This window comes from Cupriavidus sp. H18C1 (assembly GCF_049311595.1).
GTDB classification, from domain to species: domain Bacteria; phylum Pseudomonadota; class Gammaproteobacteria; order Burkholderiales; family Burkholderiaceae; genus Cupriavidus; species Cupriavidus cauae.
Genome location: NZ_CP186008.1, coordinates 2,202,791 through 2,225,084 on the forward strand (window position 1 = coordinate 2,202,791; position 22,294 = coordinate 2,225,084).

Genomic DNA, 22,294 nt, shown 5'->3' on the forward strand with positions numbered 1-22,294 from the left:
GCCGCCGCGCGTGTCTCTGCCCCCGCCGCCGCGGTCGCGCGCGCGGCTACGACGACAGCTTCAGGCCGACGATGCCGGCCAGGACCAGGCCGGCGCTGAACAGCCGCCAGAAGCTGGCCGATTCGCCGAACAGCAGGATGCCGACCGCGAACGAGCCGACCGCGCCGATGCCGGTCCAGACCGCATAGGCGGTGCCGAGCGGCAGCGCGCGCATGGCGAGCGACAGCAGCCAGAAGCTGACCACCATCGTCACGATGGTGAAGGCCGATGGCCACAGGCGGGAAAAACCTTCGGAGTATTTGAGGCCGGTGGCCCAGGCGATTTCGGTGAGGCCGGCGAGCAGAACGTAGATCCAGGGCATGGTGGGCTGCGATGGTGTCGAGGCATCGGGGCCGTCCCCGGTTGGTCGGGCGCCGCTGGATCGAATCTCGAAGCCGGAACGGCTTGCCGCGGCGGCGCGGGGGTCGTCCCCGGCGCAGGCGGCATTCTATCGCGGGAGCGCCGCGGCGTCAGGCGCGCGCGTGTCCGGGCAGGCCGCCCGCCAGCAGGTCGATCACCATCTCGGCGAAGTCGGCGTAGGACAGCTTGCCGCCCGGCTTGAGCCAGGTGAAGGTCCAGTTGATCATGCCGAACACCGTCATCGTCAGCGCGGTCTGGTTCTCGCGCGTGACCCGTTCCGGATAGGCCCGCCGCAACTGGCGCGAGAAGGCCGCGACCACATCGCGCTCGCGCTTCAGGATGATGTCCCGCTGCTCGGGCGCGAGGAACTTGACGTCGTTGATCAGCGCGATATGCCGGGTCTGCGAGGTCTCGTACTCGGCCAGGAAGGCGCGGATCAGGTTGGCGAAGCTGTCGCGCTCGCTGTGGCCCCGGCGCTCGGCCTCCGCCTCGACCTCGGTGACGATCAGCATCAGCCGGCGCGTATAGCGATCGAGCAGGTCGAACAGGATCGCTTCCTTGCTCTCGTAATAGTGGTACAGCCGCGCTTTCGAGGTGCCGCAGGCCGCGGCCAGGTCGGCCATCGACGTGCTCGGATAGCTGCTGGCGGCAAACGCCGCCGCGGCCAGCTCGAGGATCTGTTCGCGTTGGGCCTCGAAGTCGGGCGCCTTGGTACGGGCCATCAGGAATCGGCCGTCAGATTGCGCCGCAGCTCGCAGGTCTGCAGCGAATCGGCATTGCCACGCAGCACCATCTGGCCCGCGCCGATCAGTTCGCGGCAGCGCCAGAACACGAACCAGTCGCTGGCCAGCAGCCCCTCGATCGCGCCCATCACGCTGCCGACCACCTGGGCCGCGGGCGTCCATTCGAGCGGGGCGCGTTCCAGGATCACCTCGTCGACGGAGTGGTAGGCCGCGGGCACCAGCGTATTGCCCTTCCACAGCCGCACGTCGGCGTTTTCCTTGACGTTCTGCTGCCACTCGTAGCCGAGCCGGCCCAGCCGCAGCACCGAGACCGGTGCGATGGTGGAGAAGCGGCGCGCCAGCCGGGCGGCCGGATACATGCCGATCGCGGTCAGGTTGCCCTGGGTGGTGCCGTCGAGCTCGCGGCTGTCCATCGCGACCTCGTTGATCCGCTGCGGGCTCTGATACAGGTGGAACACGACCCGGCGCAGCATCAGCTGGTCGGAGGCGCTCTGGCCGTGCCAGATCGCGACCTCGGGCTCGCTCTGGCGCAGGCCCTGCAACTGGTCCAGCGCCTGGCGCATCTCGGCGGCGAAGTCGATCTCGCTGTGCGGGGCCACGCGCTGCCAGAAGCCGGAGCGGATCAGGCCGCTGCTGTCCACGTCGGCGATCGGGCCGACGGCCAGGTCGTCGCGCAGCACGACGACGGGGTCCGGACGGGCAGCTTGCGCCAGTGCCTGGCGCAGCGTGTTGCCCGCCATGTCACCGTTGACGACGTGGATGTATTGCATGGCCGTGATTGTATATGGATAAGACGGCTCAACAGCACCGCGCGGGCGGCGGGCGGCGCCGTATCCGGCCGTATTCGGGCCGTAGTCGGTCCGTAGTCGGGCCGTGGCGGCGCGGCATCGGCGCGGTGGCGCCCGGGCGCCCGGTTTCAGGCAGCGGCCATTTTAACCATGCATCGCGGCGGGGCGGCGGCGGTGCGTGCGCCGCCGCGCGTTCGGCTCGGGTCCGGTCGCGGGTTTCGTCGCGCGCTGCATCCCGCGTTCGGCCGTGTTGGGTCACGGGTTCGGCCGCGGCGCGGTCCCGCAGTCCTCTTCCGGCCTATCGCTCGTCGTAGCTGACCACCACTCGCTCGGTCAGCGGCCGGGCCTGGCAGGTCAGCACGAAGCCCTTGTCCATCTCCCACGGCTCGAGCGTGTAGTTCTTCTCCATCTCGACCTTGCCCTCGAGCACCTTGGCGCGGCAGGTGCAGCAGACCCCGCCCTTGCAGGCATAGGGCAGGTCCAGCCCGGCGGCCAGCGCGGTGTCGAGCACGTTGGCGTCCTGCAGCGGAATGCGCATCGCGTGCTGCTTGCCGTCGAGCACCACCACCAGTTGCGCGGTGCCGGCCTCGTCCGTGGTGACCTTGGCGGGCTGGCGGCGCGGCTGGGCCAGCGGCACGCCAAAGCGCTCGGCGTGGATCTTGTGCGGGTCCAGGCCGGCGTCCTTCAGCGCGGCCTCGACGTCGTCGATCATGGAGGCCGGGCCGCAGACGAAGGCCGCATCGATGTCTTCGACGGGGATCAGCGTCTCGAGGAAGGCCTGCACCCGCGCGCGGTCCAGCCGGCCATGCAGCAGGTCGACCTCCTGCGGCTGGCGCGACAGCACGTGGTACAGCGTCAGCCGCGACAGGTACTGGTTCTTCAGGTCGTCCAGCGCCTCGGCGAAGATGATGCTGTCGACATTGCGGTTGCCGTACACCAGCGTGAAGCGGCTGTTCGGCTCGACCGCCAGCGTGGTCCGGATCAGCGACATCACCGGCGTGATGCCGCTGCCTGCGGCGAAGGCGACGTAGTGGCGCGCCGCCTCGGGGTCGAGCGGCACATGGAAGCGGCCGTCCGGCGTCATCACGTCGATGGTGTGGCCCGGCACCACCGCATCGTGCAGGAAGTTCGAGAACAGCCCGTCGTCGACCCGCTTGACTGCGACGCGCAGCTCGCCGTGTTCGTCGTAGTCCTGCACGCCGCAGCAGATCGAATACGAACGCCGTACCTCCTGGCCGTCGATCGACGTGCGCAGCGTCAGGAACTGGCCCTGCCTGAAGCGGTAGGCGTCGCGCAGCGCGGGCGGGACCTCGAAGGCGACCGAGACGGTGTCGGCGGTTTCGGGGCGGACCTGCGCCACGCGCAGCGGATGGAACTGAGGGGTCATGGCGGCGTGGGGACGGTGGGCCGCGGCGCGAGCCGGGCGGCCTGGCTGGTACGGTGGCTAGTACGGCTTGAAGTAGTCGAACGGTTCGCGGCAGGCGCGGCAGCGGTAGAGCGCCTTGCACGCGGTCGAGCCGAACTGCGACAGCGGCTCGGTGTCGGCGCTGCCGCAGTGCGGGCAGGTGACGTTGTCGGTGACCCTGGCGCCCGTGGCACCGGCGGCGGTCGCGGCGCTCGTAGCGACCCGAGCGCCCGTAGCGCCGGTGGCGTGGTGGCGCGGCACAAAGCGCAGCGGCCGGCTTGGCGCACCATGGTCTGCGCAGCGCGCCGGGGGCGCGATGCCGTAGGCCCGCAGCTTGTCGCGGCCCTCGGCGGTAATCCAGTCGGTGGTCCACGCCGGCGCCAGCACGGTGCGGATCTTCCACGGGCCAAGATCCGCCTGGTCGAGCGCGCGGCCGATGTCCTCGGCGATCTCCGCCATCGCGGGGCAGCCCGAATAGGTGGGCGTGATCACGATCTCCAGCGCGCCGTCGTCGGCAATCGCCACCTCGCGCAGGATGCCCAGGTCGCGGATCGACACCACCGGGATCTCGGGATCGGGCACCGCGTCGAGCACCGTCCAGGCGCGGGCCACGCGGGCCTGCGCGTCGGCATCGGCGTGGGGCGCCTGCACGCGGGTGTCCGGGTGCTTGTCAGCGTGCGGGTGCGCGTGCGTGTCCGGGTGCGTGCGCGGGAGGGTCAAGGTGGCTGGCATGGGATCGGCCTCGATGTGCGCGGCGTCCGGCGTTACCAGTGCGCGCCGGGATGGGCGCGCGCCAGGCTCTGCATCTGCGCCAGCAGGTAGCTCATATGCTCCGAGTGCAGGCCCTGCTTGCCGGTCGACACGAAGCCGGTCGCGGCGGGCAGCGTCAGCGTGGCCTCGGCCACGGTCTGCTCGACGGTCGCCTGCCAGGCCGGCCGCAGTTCCGCGGTCGGCACCGCGATACCCTGCGCGGCCGCTTCCTGCTCGACCGGGTCCGGCGCGAAGCATTCGTTCATATAGGGCAGCAGATGGTCCAGCGCGCGCTGCGTGCGTTCGTGCGACAGCTCGGTGCCGTCGCCCAGCCGCACCAGCCAGTCGGCGCCGTGATGCAGGTGATAGCGCGCTTCCTTGATCGACTTCGAGGCGATCGCGGCCAGGCCCGCGTCGCGGCTGCCTTCGAGCGCGCTCCACAGCTCGACCATCAGCGCGCTGTACAGGAAGTTGCGCACGATGGTGACGGCGTAGTCGCGGTCCGACGAGGCGGTGCCGGCCAGCGGCCCGCTGTGCGGCAGTTCCAGCAGCGTCCAGTTGCGGAATTCGCGCTCGCCGCGCCAGTAGGCGTAGTCGTCCTCGTGGCGGGCGCGGCCGGTCAGCTCGGCCTCCAGTTCGCCGGCGCGCGCATAGAGCAGGCGCGCCTGGCCGATCAGGTCCAGGCTGATATTGGCCAGCGCGATGTCTTCTTCCAGCACGGGGCCGTGGCCGCACCACTCGGCGTTGCGCTGGCCGAGGATCAGCGCGTTGTCGGCGAGGCGCAGCACATACTGCCAGCCGGCGGTGCGCGCCAGCGGCAGGTTGGACAGCAGCGGCGAAGGCGTGGGACTGAGCGTGGCGGTCATGCGCGGCCCTTCTTACATATGGTTGACTTCATCGGGCAGCTGATAAAAGGTCGGATGCCGGTAGATCTTGTCGGCCATCGGGTCAAACAGCTCCGCCTTCTCGTCGGGCACGCTGGCGGTGATCGCCGACGACGGCACCACCCAGATCGACACGCCTTCCTGGCGTCGCGTATAGACGTCGCGCGCCATGCGCAGCGCCTGGTGCGCGTCGGCCGCGTGCAGGCTGCCGCAATGCTTGTGTTCGAGGCCCTGCTTGCTGCGGACGAACACTTCCCACAGCGGCCATTCCTTTTGCGTCATCTTGCTGTCTCCTGTTGGCGGCTTGCGGTGGCTTGCGGTGGCTTGCCCGGGCGGTCGCGGCTCAGGCCGCGGCGCGCGCTTGCGCCGCTTCCCGCTGCGCCACCTTGGCGGCGTGGGCCAGCGCGGCCTCGCGTACCCAGGCGCCGTCTTCGTGCGCCTTGACGCGCGTCGCCAGCCGTTCGCGGTTGCACGGGCCGTCGCCGTTGATGACCCGCCAGAACTCGTCCCAGTCCAGCGGGCTGTAGTCGTAGTGGCCGCGTTCCTCGTTCCAGCGCAGGCCCGGGTCGGGCAGCGTGACGCCGAGCACCTTGGCCTGCTCCACCGTCGCATCGACGAATTTCTGGCGCAGGTCGTCGTTCGAGATGCGCTTGATGCCCCACGCCATGGTCTGCGCGCTGTTGGTCGACGCCGCATCGGGCGGGCCGAACATCATCAGCACCGGAAACCACCAGCGATTGACCGCGTCCTGCACCATCTCGCGCTGGGCATCGGTGCCGCGCATCATCGCCAGCAGCGCGTCGAAACCCTGGCGCTGGTGGAACGACTCTTCCTTGCAGATGCGGATCATCGCCCGTGCATACGGACCGTAGGAGCAGCGGCACAGCGGAATCTGGTTCATGATCGCCGCGCCGTCTACCAGCCAGCCGATCACGCCGACATCGGCCCAGGTCAGCGTCGGGTAATTGAAGATCGACGAATACTTGGCCTTGCCGCGATGCAGGGCGTCGACCATCTCGTCGCGCGAGGTGCCCAGCGTCTCGGCCGCCGAATAGAGATAGAGGCCGTGGCCGCCTTCGTCCTGCACCTTCGCCAGCAGGATCGCCTTGCGCTTGAGCGACGGCGCGCGCGTGATCCAGTTGCCCTCGGGCAGCATGCCGATGATCTCGGAATGGGCGTGCTGGGAAATCTGGCGGACCAGCGTCTTGCGGTAGGCCGCCGGCATCCAGTCCTGCGGCTCGATCTTGCCGTCCTCGGCCAGGCGGGAATCGAACGCGGCCTGCGCGTGGGCGTCGTCGGCTGCATTGGCGCCTTCGTTGGCGGCGCGCTGCGTGTCGGCCGGCAGGGACTGTTGGGGCAGGTCCAGGCTTTGGGTGTACATAGCGCCTCCTCTGGCGGGTCCCGGCCATGCGTGGGCCGGGCGGTAGGAAGCATTATATATAAACCGACCGTTCGGTCAATTAATTCCCCGACGTGTCCGGGCAGCGGCCGGCGCTTGCCACGAGATCGACCGAAGCAACCGCCCGCCAATCGCTCGCAGCGGGCTTCCGTCACGACGAAGCGACCCGGTCTCTCCGCTATTGAGCCGCGTTGCCCCATGCCATCCTTCAACGGAAAGATTGCTTGCGCGTGTCGTCGCCCGCCGGAGATTGTTGTCGTTCGATCAACATACTGAAGGCCCCCGCGAATCTACTGCCGGTCGCCCCTCCTGCCTACACTCCGTTGCGACGATGGTTGCACACAGCGTGCGACGGTTGAGGAAGATGTCCGCACAACGAAACGGACGTCGCCTGCCGCATGGCGCGGCTTACCCACCAATTGACAGGAGTACAGAAAATGAGCGAAACGACCCGCAATGTGCAGCCGGTGACCGCCAACCTTGGCAAGGCAGGTGCTGGCGAACTGGTTCCCTCGCGCTACGCCGTGCGCGTGGGGGGACGTCGACGTCGTGCTGATCAGCGATGGCATCCTTCCGCTTCCGACCAGCACCATGTCGACCAACGTGAGCCAATCGGACCGCAACGCATGGTTCGACAGCCGCTTCCTGCAACGTGACATGTTCGACTGGGCGCTGAACGTCGCGCTCGTGCGCAGCGGCGAACGCCTGATCCTGATCGATTCGGGCGTCGGCGACGGATTCGAATACTTCTCGCGCGCCGGTCGGTCGGTGATGCGGCTGGAATCGGCCGGTATCGATCTGGCTGCGATCACCGATATCGTCATCACCCATATGCACATGGATCACGTCGGTGGGCTGAACGTGGATGGGGTCAAGGCCAGGCTGCGCCCGGACGTACGCATTCACGTAGCGGCCGCGGAAGTCGAGTTCTGGAAGGATCCGGACTTCAGCAGGACCGTCATGCCGGAAGCGGTTCCTCCCGCCCTGCGCAAGGCGGCCGCCAGGTTCGTCGAGCTCTACAGCAAGAACCTCGTGCTGTTCGATCGGACCGTGGAAGTCGCCGCGGGCGTGTCGGCGCGAGTGACGGGGGGGACATACCCCGGGGCATTGTGTGGTGGACGTTGCATCGAAGGGCGAGAAGCTGACCTTCGTAGGCGACGCCATCTTCGAAGTCGGCTTCGACAATCCCCGTTGGCAGAATGGCTTCGAGCACGAGCCGGAAGTCGCTACGGACGTGCGCATCGCGCTGCTTAACGAAGCCGCCGAGACCGGCGCGCTAGTGGCCGCGGCGCATGTCGCATTCCCGTCCATCGGCCACATTGCAAGGAACGGCGAGAATTTCCGCTTCGTTCCGGTGCAGTGGGATTACTGATTGATATTCGACGAACGACCGTCATCGCATCGATCGCGACGATGATGGCGAGAACAGCGCCGGGGTCCAAAAGACCCGCGGCGCTTTTCTTCCATCTACGGCAGCAGCGTTGCTGGCCGGCCCAAGCCGCCGGGCCATGTGCAGTCAGCCATATCAGGCCAGCGCGATCCCGCCATCGACGCGCAGGTTCACGCCGGTGATGAAGCTGCCTTCACCACTGGCCAGCATCAGCGCCGCAGAGGCAATCTCGTCGGCACGCCCAAGGCGACCGAGCGGAATGGCACTTGCCACGCCTGCCTCGAAAGCGGGCCGGTCATGCTCCGTAACGCCGAGCTTGGCCAGGATCGGCGTATCGACGGGGCCTGGGCTGATGACGTTCACCCGAATGCCACGCGCCTTGAACTCGAGCGCCCAGCTCTGCGCGAACGCTTCAATCGCTGCTTTGGTACCGGCATAGACGGCGTGTCCATCGAGTACCTTGGCGCTGGCAATCGAACTGACAAGGAGAATGGAGCCGCCGTCGCGTAACACCGGCACGATCTTCTGCACGCCGAAGAACACCCCTCGCGTGTTGGTGGCGAACTGTGCGTCGTACTCGTCGACGTCGACCTGGCCGGACGGCCTGATCTGGTTCATGCCCGCGTTGGCCACGTAGATGTCGGCCCCGCCGAACCGCTTGGTGACCTCCGCCGAGACACGATCGTGCGTGGACAGATCGGCGATATCGCCTGTCAGGCCAATTGCACGGGGCCCCAGTTCGGCCACCGCCGCGTCGACGGCGTCACCGCGCCGGCCAACGATGAGCACCTGGGCCCCCTCGTTGACGAACCGCTTTGCCATCGCCAATCCGATACCGCTGTTGCCACCCGTGATGACCGCGACCTTTCCTTCAAGCTTGCTCACCGTGTACCTCGACGTTCCTGTTGGATGAGCTTGAAAATCTAAAGGATCCGTCGCAAGGGGGGCAGCCCTGCATTGGACGTATGACTTGTGCCAAATTGTCTTCCATGTCGATAGAACGTCTCCATGGCCTTTCCGCCTTTGTCCGTGCGGTGGAAACCGGTTCGTTTACCAGTGCCGCGAGGCTCCTCGGCACTACGCCTTCGGCCGTTTCGAAGAGCGTGTCGCGCCTTGAAGCCAGGTTGGGCGTGAAGCTATTTCACCGATCTACCCGCGCCTTCGCCTTGACCGACGAAGGGACCGTCTTCTACCGGCGGGTCGCGCCGCTGGTACGGGGGCTCGAAGAAGCAAGCGCGGGCTTGGTGGCGCCGTCGGAGACGGCGGTGGCGGGTCATCTTCGCATCAGCATGCCGGGCGATCTGGGTGCGACATTGCTGGCCGCGATCACGGCGAAACTGATGCCGCGCCATCCGCGTCTGTCGCTGGACGTCAGCTTCAGCGACCAGCACGCCGATCTGATCCGCGAGGGGTTCGACCTCGCCTTTCGCGCCGGTCACGCGGCTGACAGCGGCCTGCATGCACGGCACCTGACAAACCTTCCTGTGGTGCTCGTGGCGTCGCCGGCGTACCTGGAACGTGGCGGGGAGCCTCGCACGGCGGCGGACCTGCTGCACCATCGCCACGTGCGTTATCGGCTGGCCGGACAAGCCATGCCGATCACGCTGGCGGACGGCACGCGGCTGCAGACGGAGGGATCGTTCGATGCCGACAATGGCGCTGCGATGCGCACGGCGGCGCTCAACGGCCTGGGTATCGCCCAGCTGCTGCAGGTCGCCGTGCAGGCTGACCTCGATGCCGGGCGGCTGCGGCGCGTAGTGCCCGACTTGGCGCTGCGCGCGGTACCGCTGCAGGTGCTGCACGGATTCGGTCGACGGATGCCGGCGCGCGCCAGCGTATTGGTGGATTTTGTCGCAGCGGAACTCGCCGGCCAGGCCGAAGGCGCGCATGCGATGCGAGCGTGAGCCGATGCGAGCGCTGATAGGGGGCAATGTACCGATGCGTTCGATCACGCTCCGGCATCGGCCAAGGGGGCAACGACTGCCGGTCCGCTTCGAAGCGGACCGGGCAGTTATCTTCTTCGGCCGCTCAGGCCTTCAGGAAATCCAAGAGATCAGCGTTGATGACCTCCGCCTGCGTCGTCGGCATTCCATGCGGGAAGCCTTTGTACGTCTTCAGGATGCCTTTCTTCAAGAGCTTGGCCGACAAGGGTCCGGATTCCGAGTAGGGCACGATTTGATCGTCATCGCCGTGCATCACCAGCACGGGCAAATTGATCTTCTTCAGATCCTCGGTGAAGTCGGTCTGCGAGAACGCCACGATGCCGTCGTAATGCGCCTTCGCGCTGCCCATCATGGCTTGCCGCCACCAATTCTGGATCAGGCCTTCCTGAGGCTTTGCGCCCGGCCGGTTGAAACCATAGAACGGCCCCGCGGGAAGGTCCCGGAAAAACTGCGCCCGATTGGTCGCCGTCTGCAATTGCAGGCCGTCAAACACCTCCTTCGGCAGACCGCCCGGATGGGATGACGTCTTGACCATCAGCGGCGGAACCGCGGCGATCAGGCAGGCCTTCGAGGCCCGCTTCTCGCCGTGCCGCGCCAGGTAGCGCACGACTTCGCCCCCGCCCGTGGAGTGGCCCACGTGGATGGCGCCCTTGAGATCAAGATGCGTTACCACTGCTGCCAGGTCGTCGGCGTAGTGGTCCATGTCGTGTCCTTCCCAAACCTGCGACGAGCGGCCATGGCCGCGCCGATCATGGGCAATGACGCGATAGCCCTTGGCCAGAAAGAACATCATCTGGGCATCCCAATCGTCGGAACTCAGCGGCCATCCGTGAGAGAAGACGATCGGCGTCGCATCGGCGGGACCCCAGTCCTTGAAGAAGATCTGGACACCGTCCTTGGTAGTGACAAAGTTCATGGCGAAATTCCTCTGTGAGGTTGCCGCGGTGATCCGCGCGGTGGACGTCGTCGAAGCGGCCGTAGCCGCGATGGGCAAGGACGCAGCTACTGCGGCACCCGTTCCGAGTGACAGCAGTTGGCGGCGGGTGATTCCCCCAGAGACGGACGGCGATGTAGAAGCGAGTTTCATGGCATCAAGGCTTTTGTTGGATCGTGCAAACGGAATAAACGGATAAGCTCCGACGAAGATTCCTCGTCTTCCACTGGAGGAATGATTGGCGAAGTGAGGGGGGTCAAGAAAATGGGGTGGCATCGCACCCGCCGCCATCGCAAGGGATCGATGTATCGGTACTTGACGGGTTGCGTTGAATCCTAGCCGTCATGTTTTTCAGGCACTAGGCGCGTGTGAAGAAACAGCATGTTGTTCGCGCGGCGCCAATCCTTTCGCCTGATTGCGAAACTCGTCGAATGCCAGAATTTGGCTCGCCTGAGTGGACGCGTGGCAGTACCTGCGGAATTTGGCTCGCCTGAGTGGGCGCGCGGCAGTCCCCGCGGAATTTCGCGACAACAGCAAGCGACGCGGAGGCTTGGACAAGGACCCGGGCGGCGGGCGTTTGCAGGTCCCTGATCTTGCGGCGGAGGTTTCAGCGCCCGGCCACGGAGTCACGAGCTCCTTCCATCCCTCGATGCGCTGAGGTTCGACTTCGCGTACCGACCTCAGCCCTGGTGAAGGGATTGGGCTAGTAGCCGGCGGGGGATCAGGATTCTGGAACGAAGCGGACGTGCCCGCTGCGCAGCACGATATTGCGCGAACGGGTCATCTCGAACAGCGACTGCGCGATGCTTTCGATGCGCGGCCGGTGGTCGGTGAAGGCGCGTACCAGGTCTTCCTCCCGGGGCGAGCGCGCGCCGAAATGCGACTCGAGCGCTTCGGCGGTGATCGAATAGCGGGACGGTTGGCCGTTGACGGTGGCGGGGCACGACAGCGTCAGGCTGGCTGCGCAGTAAGTGGGGACGCTGCTGGGAAACAGGATCTCAGGCATGGCGTGCCTCGGCCGGAAAGGGACGGGAGTCACGACCATTCTAGGATATCGGGCGGCACACGCCAGCCGGCAGGCGTCGGGTCGGATCTGGCCCCGCTTTGCTTGGGGCCCTGCGTTCGATTGCGAGTGCTCGCTTACTTCACGGGCGCGATTGTGCTGCGATGCAGCAATCACTCTGGGCCCCAAACGCGCTGCTTTCGTCACCTAGCGGCCAAATGTGGACGAAAAAAACCCGCGCAGGTTGTGCGCGGGCTGGAATCCACCGAGGTGGTGGAGGAGACAGACTTCACTATACGCGGCTTGTTGCGACGCACCAAGGTCCGCGTATCAAAAAGCCGTAATCGGTACGATTTCGTTGCGTCGGTGCAACAGTTATCTGTCCCTCTAAGCCGCCAGCCCAGTCCCGTCAATGGAAGAAGAGATAGGCAATGCCGATGGCCGCGACCAGCCCGACCGCATCGGCGAACAGCGCGCAACCCAGCGCGTGCCGGGTACGACGCACATTGACGCTGCCGAAGTAGACCGCCAGCACATAGAAAGTGGTCTCGGTCGACCCCTGGATGATCGCGGCCAGCTTGCCTTGGAAGGAATCGACGCCGTAGGTCGTCATGACGTCGACCATCAGCCCGCGCGCGCCGGCGCCGGACAGTACCTTCATCAGGCCGACCGGCAGCGCCGGCACGAAGTCGGTATTCAGTCCGAGGCTGGCAACGGCCGCCGCCAGGCCCTGCATCAGCCAGTCCATGCCGCCGCTGGCGCGGAATAGCCCGATCGCCACCAGGATCGCCACCAGGTAGGGGATGATCTGCACCGCAACGCCGAAGCCTTCCTTGGCGCCGTCGACGAAGGCCTCGTAGACGTTGACCCGCCGCACCGCGCCGCACAGCAGGAACAGCACAATCAGGCCCAGGATAAAGAGGCTGCCGGCCAGCGCGGTCACGGTGTCGACCTGCGGGGCCGGCGCGTGGCGCAGCCAGACGGCCAGACCGCCGAGCGCGGCCACGATCGCCACCAGCGTGCCGAGGATGGCGGGCTTGAACAGATTGAGCCGCTGCGTCCATGCCACCGCGACGAGCCCGGCGAGGCACGACACGCCGGTCGCCAGCAGCGTCGGCAGGAAGATGTCCGCGGCGTTGAAGCCCACGAGGCCCTGTTTCAGCGCGACCGCCTGCCGCATCGCGATCACCGAGGTCGGAATCAGCGTCAAACCGGCAGTATTGAGCACGATGAACATGATCTGCGCATCGGTCGCGGTGTCGGGCTTGTCGTTCAGCGTCTGCAGCTCGCGCATCGCGTTCAGGCCCAGCGGCGTCGCGGCATTGTCGAGCCCCAGCATATTGGCCGAGACGTTCATCATCATCGCGCCCTGGGCGGGATGGCCTTGCGGCACGCCGGGGAACAGGTGCCGCAGCACCGGATTGACCGCGCGCGCGAAGCCCTGCACCACGCCGCCGCGCTCGCCGATCCGCATGATGCCCAGCCACAGCGCCATGATGCCGGCCAGGCTCAACGAGATCTCGAAGGCGGTGCGGGCGCTGTCGAACAGGCTCGCCAGCATGGCCGGAAAGATGGCGGCATCGCCATGTGCCAGCCGCACGCAGCCGATGGCGAAGGCGGACAGGAAAAAGGACAGCCAGACCAGGTTCAATGCCATGGGCGTAGCGGGAAGTAAGCGGGCAAATAAGCGGGGCGGATCAACGGGCGGATCCGCGGGAACTGCGGGCGCAGCCCGCATGGCGAGCTGCAAAGACCGGCGTGGTGCGCAAGGCGCCTATCATAGCGTGGCCGCTGGCCGCGGCTCCCTGGGGCTGCCCGCCGTCACCGCGGTCCGCGGGGGAGTGCCGCCGCTCTCGCCGCTTACCGCGGTCCCCGCCGCTCCGCACCGGCTCGGCCACTCCGCACCGGCTCGGCCACTCCGCGCCGGCTCCGCCACTCCGCGCCGGCTCGGCCACTCCGCGCCGGCTCCGCCACTCCGCGCCGGCTCCGCCACTCCGCCCCGGCTCCGCCGCTTTGGCGTCGCGGTCCCGCCATCGCCCTACTGCAGGACCGACCTAGGCGAACGCCGCGCCGCGCTTGGCCAGCAGCTTGCGCAGGATCGACCGGTGGCAGCGCTGCTCGTCCTCGCAATAGCAGCCGATCGCGAAATTGGTCTGGTGCGACAGCGCGGCCAGCAGGTCGAGCGTGCGGCTGGCCTCCGGCTCGGCCATCTCGGTCTGGAAGCGGCGCTCGAAATGGCGCCAGGCCTTGTCGTCTCCCCTCTTCCTGGGCGTGCTTGGCTTCGGCGACCAGCTCCGGGGAGGGCGACAGCAGCGGGAACCAGACATCGTAGAAGTCGCGGCTCGCGTATTCGCTGCGCGGCACGCCGCGGGGCGGCCGGCGCACCGTGCCGATGCGCAGGCCTTCGCCGGCGCTGCGCGGGGTTCCGAGCCTGACGATGTGGACGGCCATGACGGGCGCTCCTGTCTACGGTGGGGGGCGGTGTGGGCGGCGTGGGCCTCGGCGGCCGACGCCGAAGCGCCGGCCGTCACAGCGGAGGACGGTCAGGCGGTCGCTGCCGGCTCGAGTCCCAGTTCGCGAATCATCGTTTCCCGCATCACGAACTTCTGCACCTTGCCGGTGACCGTCATCGGCATGTCGTCGACGAAACGAACATAACGCGGGATCTTGTAGTGCGCAATCTGATCCCGGCAGAACTCCCGGATCTCCTCCTCGGTCGCGCTCTGCCCGGGTTTGAGCACGATCCACGCGCACAACTCCTCGCCATACTTCGGATCGGGCACGCCGAATACCTGCACTGCCTGCACCTTCGGATGGCGGAACAGGAATTCCTCGATCTCGCGCGGATACAGGTTCTCGCCACCGCGGATCACCATGTCCTTGACCCGGCCGACGATATTGCAATAGCCCTGCTCGTCGATCGTGGCCAGGTCGCCGGTATGCATCCAGCCGTCGCGGATCGCCTCGCGCGTGCGGTCCTCGTCCTCCCAGTAGCCCAGCATCACCGAATAGCCGCGGGTGCACAGCTCCCCGGTGGCGCCGACCGGCACGACCTGCCCGGTTTCGTCGACGATCTTGCACTGCAGATGCGGCTGGACCCGGCCGACCGTCGCCACGCGCTTTTCCAGCGGATCGTCGGTCGCGCTCTGGAAGGAGACCGGGCTGGTTTCGGTCATGCCATAGGCGATCGTCACCTCTGCCATGTGCATGTCCTTGATGACCCGCTTCATCACCTCGATCGGGCAGGGCGCGCCGGCCATGATGCCGGTGCGCAGCGAGGTGAAGTCGAATTTCGCGAACTCGGGGTGGTCGAGCTGGGCGATGAACATGGTCGGCACGCCGTGCAGGGCGGTGCAGCGCTCCTCGTGCACGGCCTGCATGGTCGCCAGCGGTTCGAAGGCCTCGCCGGGGAAGATCATGCGCGCGCCGACGCTGACGCAGGCCAGCACCGACAGCACCATGCCGAAGCAGTGGTATAGCGGCACGGGGATGCACAGCGAATCGCGGTCGGTCAGCCGCATCGCCATCGCCACGAAGCGGCCGTTGTTGACCACGTTATGGTGCGTCAGCGTGGCGCCCTTGGGGTTGCCGGTGGTACCGCTGGTGAACTGGATATTGATCGGATCGTGCGGGCCGAGCGCCGAACCGGTGGCGTCCAGCACAGCGGGATCGGGCCGGGACAGCAGGTCGGCATAGCGCAGCATGCCGGCGGTGTCCTCCTCACCCATGCGCACGACCCATTGCAGCGTGGGCAGTCGAGCCGCCCGCAGCGCGCCCGGCCGGCTGTCGGCCAACTCCGGCGCCAGCTTCTGCAGCATCTCGATATAGTTGCTCGACTTGAAGCGCGCGGCCGTGATCAGCATCCGGACGCCGGCCTTGTTCAGCGCGTACTCCAGCTCTGCCAACCGGTAGGCCGGGTTGATATTGACCAGGATGGCGCCGATGCGGGCAGTGGCGAACTGGGTCACCAGCCACTCCTGCCGGTTCGGCGACCAGATGCCGACGCGGTCGCCGCGCGCGATGCCGCGCGCCAGCAAGCCGGTGGCCAGGCGGTCGACCTGCTCGCTGAACTGGCGCCAAGTCCAGCGGATTGCCTGCTCGCGGAAGACGACGGCTTCCGCGTCCGGGTGGGCCGCCGCCGTGGCGGCCAGCAATTCGGCGATGGTCTGGTCCGAAAGCGGCACGTCGGTGGCGCCAGTGACCAGCGACAGGCCGGCGTTCGGGATCAGCGTCATGGTTGTCTCCTTCGACTGATTGACTGAATCGTAGTCAGGGGTGCTTCTCTTATAGGTATGGGGCGCCAGCTTAGGCGAAGCGTTCCACCGAAGCTGTCACCGGTGCGACATTTGTTGACTTTGAAGCACTTCAAGGCCGAATTCGGGTTTTTACTTAATTTGCTTGCCTTCGGGTGCGCCGTCCCTTAATATTCGCCCCCTCGCAGCCGAACGGCGGCGGGGTTGGCGGGGAAGGCGAAGGCGCTGCGGTGCTGGAGCCGCAGCAAAAAAGTGCTGACAACCTGTTGACGAGAAGCGAAATGTTCTGCATAATCTCGTTTCTCTGCTGCTGACAACGCAGCGACGCGAACGGCAAAGCCGGCGCGTGAGTTCTTTAACAAACGAACAACCGATAAGTGTGGGCGCTCGATAGCGGCAGTCACAGCCGATTCTTCGGGATCGGCGGCAGCTCAAAAGTTATCAAGTGCTCGCACAGCAAAACGTGGCTTCATCGGCGTCAAGACGATGGAGCCAGTCAGTTTTCTGAGAGTGAGCGACCGCTCGAAAGAGCGAGGTGCTTCGGCACCACAAGGGATTTGAACTGAAGAGTTTGATCCTGGCTCAGATTGAACGCTGGCGGCATGCCTTACACATGCAAGTCGAACGGCAGCGCGGGCTTCGGCCTGGCGGCGAGTGGCGAACGGGTGAGTAATACATCGGAACGTGCCCTGTTGTGGGGGATAACTAGTCGAAAGATTAGCTAATACCGCATACGACCTGAGGGTGAAAGCGGGGGACCGTAAGGCCTCGCGCAATAGGAGCGGCCGATGTCTGATTAGCTAGTTGGTGGGGTAAAGGCCTACCAAGGCGACGATCAGTAGCTGGTCTGAGAGGACGATCAGCCACACTGGGACTGAGACACGGCCCAGACTCCTACGGGAGGCAGCAGTGGGGAATTTTGGACAATGGGGGCAACCCTGATCCAGCAATGCCGCGTGTGTGAAGAAGGCCTTCGGGTTGTAAAGCACTTTTGTCCGGAAAGAAATCGCGCTGGCTAATACCTGGCGTGGATGACGGTACCGGAAGAATAAGCACCGGCTAACTACGTGCCAGCAGCCGCGGTAATACGTAGGGTGCGAGCGTTAATCGGAATTACTGGGCGTAAAGCGTGCGCAGGCGGTTTTGTAAGACAGGCGTGAAATCCCCGGGCTCAACCTGGGAATGGCGCTTGTGACTGCAAGGCTAGAGTGCGTCAGAGGGGGGGTAGAATTCCACGTGTAGCAGTGAAATGCGTAGAGATGTGGAGGAATACCGATGGCGAAGGCAGCCCCCTGGGACGAGACTGACGCTCATGCACGAAAGCGTGGGGAGCAAACAGGATTAGATACCCTGGTAGTCCACGCCCTAAACGATGTCAACTAGTTGTTGGGGATTCATTTCCTCAGTAACGTAGCTAACGCGTGAAGTTGACCGCCTGGGGAGTACGGTCGCAAGATTAAAACTCAAAGGAATTGACGGGGACCCGCACAAGCGGTGGATGATGTGGATTAATTCGATGCAACGCGAAAAACCTTACCTACCCTTGACATGCCACTAACGAAGCAGAGATGCATTAGGTGCCCGAAAGGGAAAGTGGACACAGGTGCTGCATGGCTGTCGTCAGCTCGTGTCGTGAGATGTTGGGTTAAGTCCCGCAACGAGCGCAACCCTTGTCTCTAGTTGCTACGCAAGGGCACTCTAGAGAGACTGCCGGTGACAAACCGGAGGAAGGTGGGGATGACGTCAAGTCCTCATGGCCCTTATGGGTAGGGCTTCACACGTCATACAATGGTGCGTACAGAGGGTTGCCAACCCGCGAGGGGGGAGCTAATCCCAGAAAACGCATCGTAGTCCGGATCGTAGTCTGCAACTCGACTACGTGAAGCTGGAATCGCTAGTAATCGCGGATCAGCATGCCGCGGTGAATACGTTCCCGGGTCTTGTACACACCGCCCGTCACACCATGGGAGTGGGTTTTGCCAGAAGTAGTTAGCCTAACCGCAAGGAGGGCGATTACCACGGCAGGGTTCATGACTGGGGTGAAGTCGTAACAAGGTAGCCGTATCGGAAGGTGCGGCTGGATCACCTCCTTTCCGAGCACGACTTGCTCAAGTCGAGCGTTCACACTTATCGGTTGGTTCGAGTGTTACAGCCAAGGGTCTGTAGCTCAGGTGGTTAGAGCACCGTCTTGATAAGGCGGGGGGTCGTAGGTTCAAGTCCTACCAGACCCACCAGTCTTAGATGAGGGGGGATTAGCTCAGCTGGGAGAGCACCTGCTTTGCAAGCAGGGGGTCGTCGGTTCGATCCCGTCATCCTCCACCACCCGCCTGACAGCAAGCATTGCTGTCGGTGCGAGCAAGACCGGGCAGTTGTCAAAGGCAAGCGCTTCGCATGAGCGTTTGCCTTTGGCATTGGCCAAGACGATGTGCGCATGCACGTTGGCTGTTCTTTAACAAAATGGGATGTAGTAAAGGTGTCGCGACGCGTTGATGAGGCGCGTGGACGATCGAGACTGATCGCGCGATACCGGGTTGTGATTGTATCAACCAAAGTATTTAAGTGATCGAAAGATGACTTGGAATACGGCACAAATGCGAGAACTCAACCTGTAGCGGGGCGCGTCGTAGACGCACTCGTTATAGGGTCAAGCGAACAAGTGCATGTGGTGGATGCCTTGGCGATCACAGGCGATGAAGGACGCGGTAGCCTGCGAAAAGCTTCGGGGAGCTGGCAAACGAGCTTTGATCCGGAGATGTCCGAATGGGGGAAACCCGGCCCGTATGGGTCATCCCACACTGAATCCATAGGTGTGGGAAGCGAACGCGGCGAACTGAAACATCTAAGTAGCTGCAGGAACAGAAATCAACCGAGATTCCCAAAGTAGTGGCGAACGAAATGGGATGAGCCTTGTACTTTTTAGCAGTGTGGTTAGCAAAACGGGATGGAAAGCCCGGCCATAGCAGGTGATAGCCCTGTATGCGAAAACCGCGTTGTGGAACTAGGGGTACGACAAGTAGGGCGGGACACGTGAAATCCTGTCTGAAGATGGGGGGACCATCCTCCAAGGCTAAATACTCGTGATCGACCGATAGTGAACCAGTACCGTGAGGGAAAGGCGAAAAGAACCCCCGGGAGGGGAGTGAAATAGATCCTGAAACCGCATGCATACAAACAGTCGGAGCCTGGAAACGGGTGACGGCGTACCTTTTGTATAATGGGTCAGCGACTTACATTCAGTGGCAAGCTTAACCGGTTAGGGAAGGCGTAGCGAAAGCGAGTCCGAATAGGGCGATTGAGTCGCTGGGTGTAGACCCGAAACCAGACGATCTATCCATGGCCAGGTTGAAGGTGCGGTAACACGTACTGGAGGACCGAACCCACTAACGTTGAAAAGTTAGGGGATGAGCTGTGGATAGGGGTGAAAGGCTAAACAAGTCTGGAAATAGCTGGTTCTCTCCGAAAACTATTTAGGTAGTGCCTCGTGTCTCACCTTCGGGGGTAGAGCACTGTCATGGTTGGGGGGTCTATTGCTGATTACCCCGCCATAGCAAACTCCGAATACCGAAGAGTGCAATCACGGGAGACAGACATCGGGTGCTAACGTCCGGTGTCAAGAGGGAAACAACCCAGACCGCCAGCTAAGGTCCCCAAGATTGGCTAAGTGGGAAACGAAGTGGGAAGGCTAAAACAGTCAGGAGGTTGGCTTAGAAGCAGCCACCCTTTAAAGAAAGCGTAATAGCTCACTGATCGAGTCGTCCTGCGCGGAAGATGTAACGGGGCTAAGCCAGTCACCGAAGCTGCGGACGCGCCTTGTGCGCGTGGTAGGAGAGCGTTCCGTAAGCCTGTGAAGGTGTCTTGTAAAGGATGCTGGAGGTATCGGAAGTGCGAATGCTGACATGAGTAGCGATAAAGGGGGTGAAAGGCCCCCTCGCCGTAAGCCCAAGGTTTCCTACGCAACGTTCATCGGCGTAGGGTGAGTCGGCCCCTAAGGCGAGGCAGAGATGCGTAGCTGATGGGAAGCAGGTTAATATTCCTGCACCGTCGTATGATGCGATGGGGGGGACGGATCGCGGAAGGTTGTCCGGGTGTTGGAAGTCCCGGTCCCTGCATTGGAGAAGGCGCTTAGGCAAATCCGGGCGCGGAATTCAAGGATGTGGGGCGAGCGGCCTAGTGCTGCGAAGCAATCGGAAGGGGTCCCAAGAAAAGCCTCTAAGCTTCAGTCATACGAGACCGTACCGCAAACCGACACAGGTGGGCGAGATGAGTATTCTAAGGCGCTTGAGAGAACTCGGGAGAAGGAACTCGGCAAATTGGTACCGTAACTTCGGGATAAGGTACGCCCTGGTAGCTTGACTGGCCTGCGCCAGAAGGGTGACGGGGTTGCAATAAAATGGTGGCTGCGACTGTTTAATAAAAACACAGCACTCTGCAAACACGAAAGTGGACGTATAGGGTGTGACGCCTGCCCGGTGCCGGAAGATTAAATGATGGGGTGCAAGCTCTTGATTGAAGTCCCGGTAAACGGCGGCCGTAACTATAACGGTCCTAAGGTAGCGAAATTCCTTGTCGGGTAAGTTCCGACCTGCACGAATGGCGTAACGATGGCCACACTGTCTCCTCCCGAGACTCAGCGAAGTTGAAGTGTTTGTGATGATGCAATCTCCCCGCGGCTAGACGGAAAGACCCCATGAACCTTTACTGCAGCTTTGCATTGGACTTTGAACCGATCTGTGTAGGATAGGTGGGAGGCTTTGAAGCGAGGACGCCAGTTCTCGTGGAGCCGTCCTTGAAATACCACCCTGGTTTGTTTGAGGTTCTAACCTAGGCCCGTGAATCCGGGTCGGGGACAGTGCATGGTAGGCAGTTTGACTGGGGCGGTCTCCTCCCAAAGTGTAACGGAGGAGTTCGAAGGTACGCTTGGTACGGTCGGACATCGTACCTAAAGTGCAATGGCAAAAGCGTGCTTAACTGCGAGACCGACAAGTCGAGCAGGTGCGAAAGCAGGACATAGTGATCCGGTGGTTCTGAATGGAAGGGCCATCGCTCAACGGATAAAAGGTACTCTGGGGATAACAGGCTGATACCGCCCAAGAGTTCATATCGACGGCGGTGTTTGGCACCTCGATGTCGGCTCATCTCATCCTGGGGCTGTAGCCGGTCCCAAGGGTATGGCTGTTCGCCATTTAAAGAGGTACGTGAGCTGGGTTTAAAACGTCGTGAGACAGTTTGGTCCCTATCTGCCGTGGGCGTTGGAATCTTGACGGGGGCTGCTCCTAGTACGAGAGGACCGGAGTGGACGTACCGCTGGTGTACCTGTTGTCTCGCCAGAGGCATCGCAGGGTAGCTATGTACGGAAGAGATAACCGCTGAAAGCATCTAAGCGGGAAACTCGCCTGAAGATGAGGATTCCCTGGAGCCTTGAGCTCCTTGAAGGGTCGTTCAAGACCAGGACGTTGATAGGCTGGGTGTGGAAGCGCAGTAATGCGTTAAGCTAACCAGTACTAATTGCCCGTAAGGCTTGATCCTATAACCAGTGCGTTTAGATCCGCTGGTGTTGCCGCATACGTGCCATACAGCACAACCCGACGCTACATCCCAATACGCCAGATTGGCCTCAAGCCAGTCCGGCAACCCTTTATGCCTGGTGACCATAGCAAGTCGGAACCACCCCTTCCCATCCCGAACAGGACCGTGAAACGACTTCGCGCCGATGATAGTGCGGACTACCCGTGTGAAAGTAGGTCATCGCCAGGCTCTCCATCCCCAAGACACCCCAGATCTCCCAAGGTCTGGGGTGTTTTGCTTTGCGGCCGCGGAAAGCGGGCCAGTCCACCGCACTCCCAGGTTGCTCGACCGCCATATCCCGGCCGCTGCAGCCGCGTTCCAGGCCGTTTTGCGGGCCCCTATAGGGTGAGAGGACATCGTTTCCGGTGTCCGCGAAGATGGTTCGCCACGGGCCGCCGCAGCCCGTTTCCGCCGACGATCGAACAAGCCGTTTTCCTGGCAAAGCAGAGGGAAAGCGCTTGACAGGCGGGGGCGATTACACCATAATCGCAAGTTCTCTGCGGAGAGGTGCCCGAGTGGCTAAAGGGGGGCAGACTGTAAATCTGTTGGCTTACGCCTACGTTGGTTCGAATCCAACCCTCTCCACCAGAATGCAATGCAGCAGCAGTCCGGCAATGTCGGTGAAGTGAAGTAACCCGGGCGGGTGTAGCTCAATGGTAGAGCAGAAGCCTTCCAAGCTTACGACGAGGGTTCGATTCCCTTCACCCGCTCCAGCAGGATTGCTGCAACGCAGTCATCAAGTTTCGCCCATGTGGCTCAGTGGTAGAGCACTCCCTTGGTAAGGGAGAGGTCGGCAGTTCGATCCTGCCCATGGGCACCAAATACCGCACTGGCAATA

The 22,294-nt window shown here is 63.6% G+C and carries 16 protein-coding genes, 5 tRNA genes, 3 rRNA genes and 2 pseudogenes; 11 read left to right on the forward strand and 15 right to left on the reverse strand.

Annotated features, from left to right (window positions below):
- Positions 1-46: 46 nt before the first annotated feature.
- From sugE to paaA, 8 genes are all read right to left on the reverse strand, one after another.
- A complete protein-coding gene (gene sugE / locus OJJOAM_RS10185; RefSeq protein WP_006578904.1) occupies positions 47-361 on the reverse strand; it encodes a quaternary ammonium compound efflux SMR transporter SugE in 315 nt (104 codons plus the stop codon).
- A 148-nt stretch (positions 362-509) separates the two neighbouring features.
- On the reverse strand, positions 510-1,121 hold the full coding sequence (locus tag OJJOAM_RS10190) for a TetR/AcrR family transcriptional regulator (protein ID WP_422647895.1): 612 nt from the start codon (positions 1,119-1,121) through the stop codon (positions 510-512).
- Entirely contained in the window at positions 1,121-1,912 is a 792-nt protein-coding gene (locus tag OJJOAM_RS10195) for a DUF1835 domain-containing protein (RefSeq protein ID WP_149317576.1), read from the reverse strand. Before OJJOAM_RS10195 ends, OJJOAM_RS10190 begins: the two co-directional genes overlap by 1 nt.
- 316 nt (positions 1,913-2,228) lie before the next feature.
- The gene (gene paaE / locus OJJOAM_RS10200; protein ID WP_422647896.1) at positions 2,229-3,317 is read right to left on the reverse strand and encodes a 1,2-phenylacetyl-CoA epoxidase subunit PaaE; all 1,089 of its coding nucleotides are present in this window, start codon (positions 3,315-3,317) and stop codon (positions 2,229-2,231) included.
- Between the two features lie 57 nt (positions 3,318-3,374).
- Positions 3,375-4,067: a 1,2-phenylacetyl-CoA epoxidase subunit PaaD gene (gene paaD, locus OJJOAM_RS10205; protein WP_422647897.1), complete on the reverse strand. Its 693-nt coding sequence runs from the start codon at positions 4,065-4,067 to the stop codon at positions 3,375-3,377.
- Positions 4,068-4,099: 32 nt separating this feature from the next.
- Positions 4,100-4,951: a 1,2-phenylacetyl-CoA epoxidase subunit PaaC gene (gene paaC / locus OJJOAM_RS10210; protein WP_422647898.1), complete on the reverse strand. Its 852-nt coding sequence runs from the start codon at positions 4,949-4,951 to the stop codon at positions 4,100-4,102.
- A 12-nt stretch (positions 4,952-4,963) separates the two neighbouring features.
- Positions 4,964-5,251, reverse strand: a complete 288-nt coding sequence (gene paaB, locus OJJOAM_RS10215; RefSeq protein ID WP_006579224.1) for a 1,2-phenylacetyl-CoA epoxidase subunit PaaB — start codon at positions 5,249-5,251, stop codon at positions 4,964-4,966.
- A 61-nt stretch (positions 5,252-5,312) separates the two neighbouring features.
- A complete protein-coding gene (paaA, locus tag OJJOAM_RS10220; RefSeq protein WP_422647899.1) occupies positions 5,313-6,350 on the reverse strand; it encodes a 1,2-phenylacetyl-CoA epoxidase subunit PaaA in 1,038 nt (345 codons plus the stop codon).
- Between the two features lie 455 nt (positions 6,351-6,805).
- Between paaA and OJJOAM_RS10225 the strand changes: the two are divergent.
- Positions 6,806-7,740, forward strand: a pseudogene (locus tag OJJOAM_RS10225) (MBL fold metallo-hydrolase).
- Positions 7,741-7,893: 153 nt separating this feature from the next.
- Here the strand turns inward: OJJOAM_RS10225 and OJJOAM_RS10230 are convergent.
- The gene (locus OJJOAM_RS10230; protein ID WP_422647900.1) at positions 7,894-8,643 is read right to left on the reverse strand and encodes an SDR family NAD(P)-dependent oxidoreductase; all 750 of its coding nucleotides are present in this window, start codon (positions 8,641-8,643) and stop codon (positions 7,894-7,896) included.
- 104 nt (positions 8,644-8,747) lie between these two features.
- Here OJJOAM_RS10230 and OJJOAM_RS10235 point away from each other — a divergent pair, with 104 nt between their 5' ends.
- Positions 8,748-9,662 (forward strand): LysR family transcriptional regulator, encoded by a 915-nt coding sequence (locus OJJOAM_RS10235; protein ID WP_422647901.1) that lies wholly within the window; start codon positions 8,748-8,750, stop codon positions 9,660-9,662.
- 124 nt (positions 9,663-9,786) lie between these two features.
- Here OJJOAM_RS10235 and OJJOAM_RS10240 read toward each other — a convergent pair whose 3' ends face one another.
- A complete protein-coding gene (locus OJJOAM_RS10240) occupies positions 9,787-10,617 on the reverse strand; it encodes an alpha/beta fold hydrolase (RefSeq protein ID WP_422647902.1) in 831 nt (276 codons plus the stop codon).
- Between OJJOAM_RS10240 and OJJOAM_RS10245 the strand changes: the two genes are divergently transcribed.
- Positions 10,616-10,834, forward strand: coding sequence for a hypothetical protein (locus OJJOAM_RS10245; RefSeq protein WP_422647903.1), 219 nt, complete (start codon positions 10,616-10,618; stop codon positions 10,832-10,834). The genes OJJOAM_RS10240 and OJJOAM_RS10245 overlap by 2 nt on opposite strands.
- Positions 10,835-11,356: 522 nt before the next feature.
- Here OJJOAM_RS10245 and OJJOAM_RS10250 read toward each other — a convergent pair.
- From OJJOAM_RS10250 to OJJOAM_RS10270, 5 genes and pseudogenes are all read right to left on the reverse strand, one after another.
- Positions 11,357-11,641, reverse strand: coding sequence for a DUF1488 domain-containing protein (locus OJJOAM_RS10250; RefSeq protein WP_053822693.1), 285 nt, complete (start codon positions 11,639-11,641; stop codon positions 11,357-11,359).
- A gap of 406 nt (positions 11,642-12,047) precedes the next feature.
- Positions 12,048-13,295, reverse strand: a complete 1,248-nt coding sequence (locus OJJOAM_RS10255; protein WP_422647904.1) for a nucleoside recognition domain-containing protein — start codon at positions 13,293-13,295, stop codon at positions 12,048-12,050.
- Positions 13,296-13,692: 397 nt separating this feature from the next.
- Positions 13,693-14,089: pseudogene (locus tag OJJOAM_RS10260) on the reverse strand (DUF488 domain-containing protein).
- A 92-nt stretch (positions 14,090-14,181) separates the two neighbouring features.
- Positions 14,182-15,873 (reverse strand): AMP-binding protein, encoded by a 1,692-nt coding sequence (locus OJJOAM_RS10265; protein WP_422647905.1) that lies wholly within the window; start codon positions 15,871-15,873, stop codon positions 14,182-14,184.
- A 185-nt stretch (positions 15,874-16,058) separates the two neighbouring features.
- The gene (locus tag OJJOAM_RS10270; RefSeq protein WP_422647906.1) at positions 16,059-16,295 is read right to left on the reverse strand and encodes a hypothetical protein; all 237 of its coding nucleotides are present in this window, start codon (positions 16,293-16,295) and stop codon (positions 16,059-16,061) included.
- Between the two features lie 155 nt (positions 16,296-16,450).
- Between OJJOAM_RS10270 and OJJOAM_RS10275 the strand changes: the two genes are divergently transcribed.
- The 8 genes from OJJOAM_RS10275 (at position 16,451) to OJJOAM_RS10310 (ending at position 22,276) form a co-directional block, all read left to right on the forward strand.
- Positions 16,451-17,984: ribosomal RNA gene (locus tag OJJOAM_RS10275) — 16S ribosomal RNA — on the forward strand.
- Between the two features lie 63 nt (positions 17,985-18,047).
- Positions 18,048-18,125: transfer RNA gene (locus tag OJJOAM_RS10280), tRNA-Ile, on the forward strand.
- Between the two features lie 12 nt (positions 18,126-18,137).
- Positions 18,138-18,213: transfer RNA gene (locus OJJOAM_RS10285), tRNA-Ala, on the forward strand.
- Between the two features lie 320 nt (positions 18,214-18,533).
- Positions 18,534-21,417, forward strand: a 23S ribosomal RNA gene (locus tag OJJOAM_RS10290).
- Positions 21,418-21,531: 114 nt separating this feature from the next.
- Positions 21,532-21,645, forward strand: a 5S ribosomal RNA gene (gene rrf / locus OJJOAM_RS10295).
- The 16S, 23S and 5S rRNA genes sit together here with 5 tRNA genes alongside, the layout of an rRNA operon.
- A 312-nt stretch (positions 21,646-21,957) precedes the next feature.
- A tRNA-Tyr gene (locus OJJOAM_RS10300) sits at positions 21,958-22,044 on the forward strand.
- 51 nt (positions 22,045-22,095) lie between these two features.
- Positions 22,096-22,169: transfer RNA gene (locus tag OJJOAM_RS10305), tRNA-Gly, on the forward strand.
- Between the two features lie 32 nt (positions 22,170-22,201).
- Positions 22,202-22,276 (forward strand) — tRNA-Thr (locus OJJOAM_RS10310).
- Positions 22,277-22,294 lie beyond the last annotated feature (18 nt).

What these genes read in the sequence shown, in the direction of transcription:
- sugE (WP_006578904.1), bottom strand. Translation starts at nt 361, where the DNA reads ATGCCCTGGATCTACGTTCTGCTCGCCGGCCTCACCGAAATCGCCTGG.
- OJJOAM_RS10190 (WP_422647895.1), bottom strand. Translation starts at nt 1,121, where the DNA reads ATGGCCCGTACCAAGGCGCCCGACTTCGAGGCCCAACGCGAACAGATC.
- OJJOAM_RS10195 (WP_149317576.1), bottom strand. Translation starts at nt 1,912, where the DNA reads ATGCAATACATCCACGTCGTCAACGGTGACATGGCGGGCAACACGCTG.
- paaE (WP_422647896.1), bottom strand. Translation starts at nt 3,317, where the DNA reads ATGACCCCTCAGTTCCATCCGCTGCGCGTGGCGCAGGTCCGCCCCGAA.
- paaD (WP_422647897.1), bottom strand. Translation starts at nt 4,067, where the DNA reads ATGCCAGCCACCTTGACCCTCCCGCGCACGCACCCGGACACGCACGCG.
- paaC (WP_422647898.1), bottom strand. Translation starts at nt 4,951, where the DNA reads ATGACCGCCACGCTCAGTCCCACGCCTTCGCCGCTGCTGTCCAACCTG.
- paaB (WP_006579224.1), bottom strand. Translation starts at nt 5,251, where the DNA reads ATGACGCAAAAGGAATGGCCGCTGTGGGAAGTGTTCGTCCGCAGCAAG.
- paaA (WP_422647899.1), bottom strand. Translation starts at nt 6,350, where the DNA reads ATGTACACCCAAAGCCTGGACCTGCCCCAACAGTCCCTGCCGGCCGAC.
- OJJOAM_RS10235 (WP_422647901.1), top strand. Translation starts at nt 8,748, where the DNA reads ATGTCGATAGAACGTCTCCATGGCCTTTCCGCCTTTGTCCGTGCGGTG.
- OJJOAM_RS10245 (WP_422647903.1), top strand. Translation starts at nt 10,616, where the DNA reads ATGGCGAAATTCCTCTGTGAGGTTGCCGCGGTGATCCGCGCGGTGGAC.
- OJJOAM_RS10240 (WP_422647902.1), bottom strand. Translation starts at nt 10,617, where the DNA reads ATGAACTTTGTCACTACCAAGGACGGTGTCCAGATCTTCTTCAAGGAC.
- OJJOAM_RS10250 (WP_053822693.1), bottom strand. Translation starts at nt 11,641, where the DNA reads ATGCCTGAGATCCTGTTTCCCAGCAGCGTCCCCACTTACTGCGCAGCC.
- OJJOAM_RS10255 (WP_422647904.1), bottom strand. Translation starts at nt 13,295, where the DNA reads ATGGCATTGAACCTGGTCTGGCTGTCCTTTTTCCTGTCCGCCTTCGCC.
- OJJOAM_RS10265 (WP_422647905.1), bottom strand. Translation starts at nt 15,873, where the DNA reads ATGACGCTGATCCCGAACGCCGGCCTGTCGCTGGTCACTGGCGCCACC.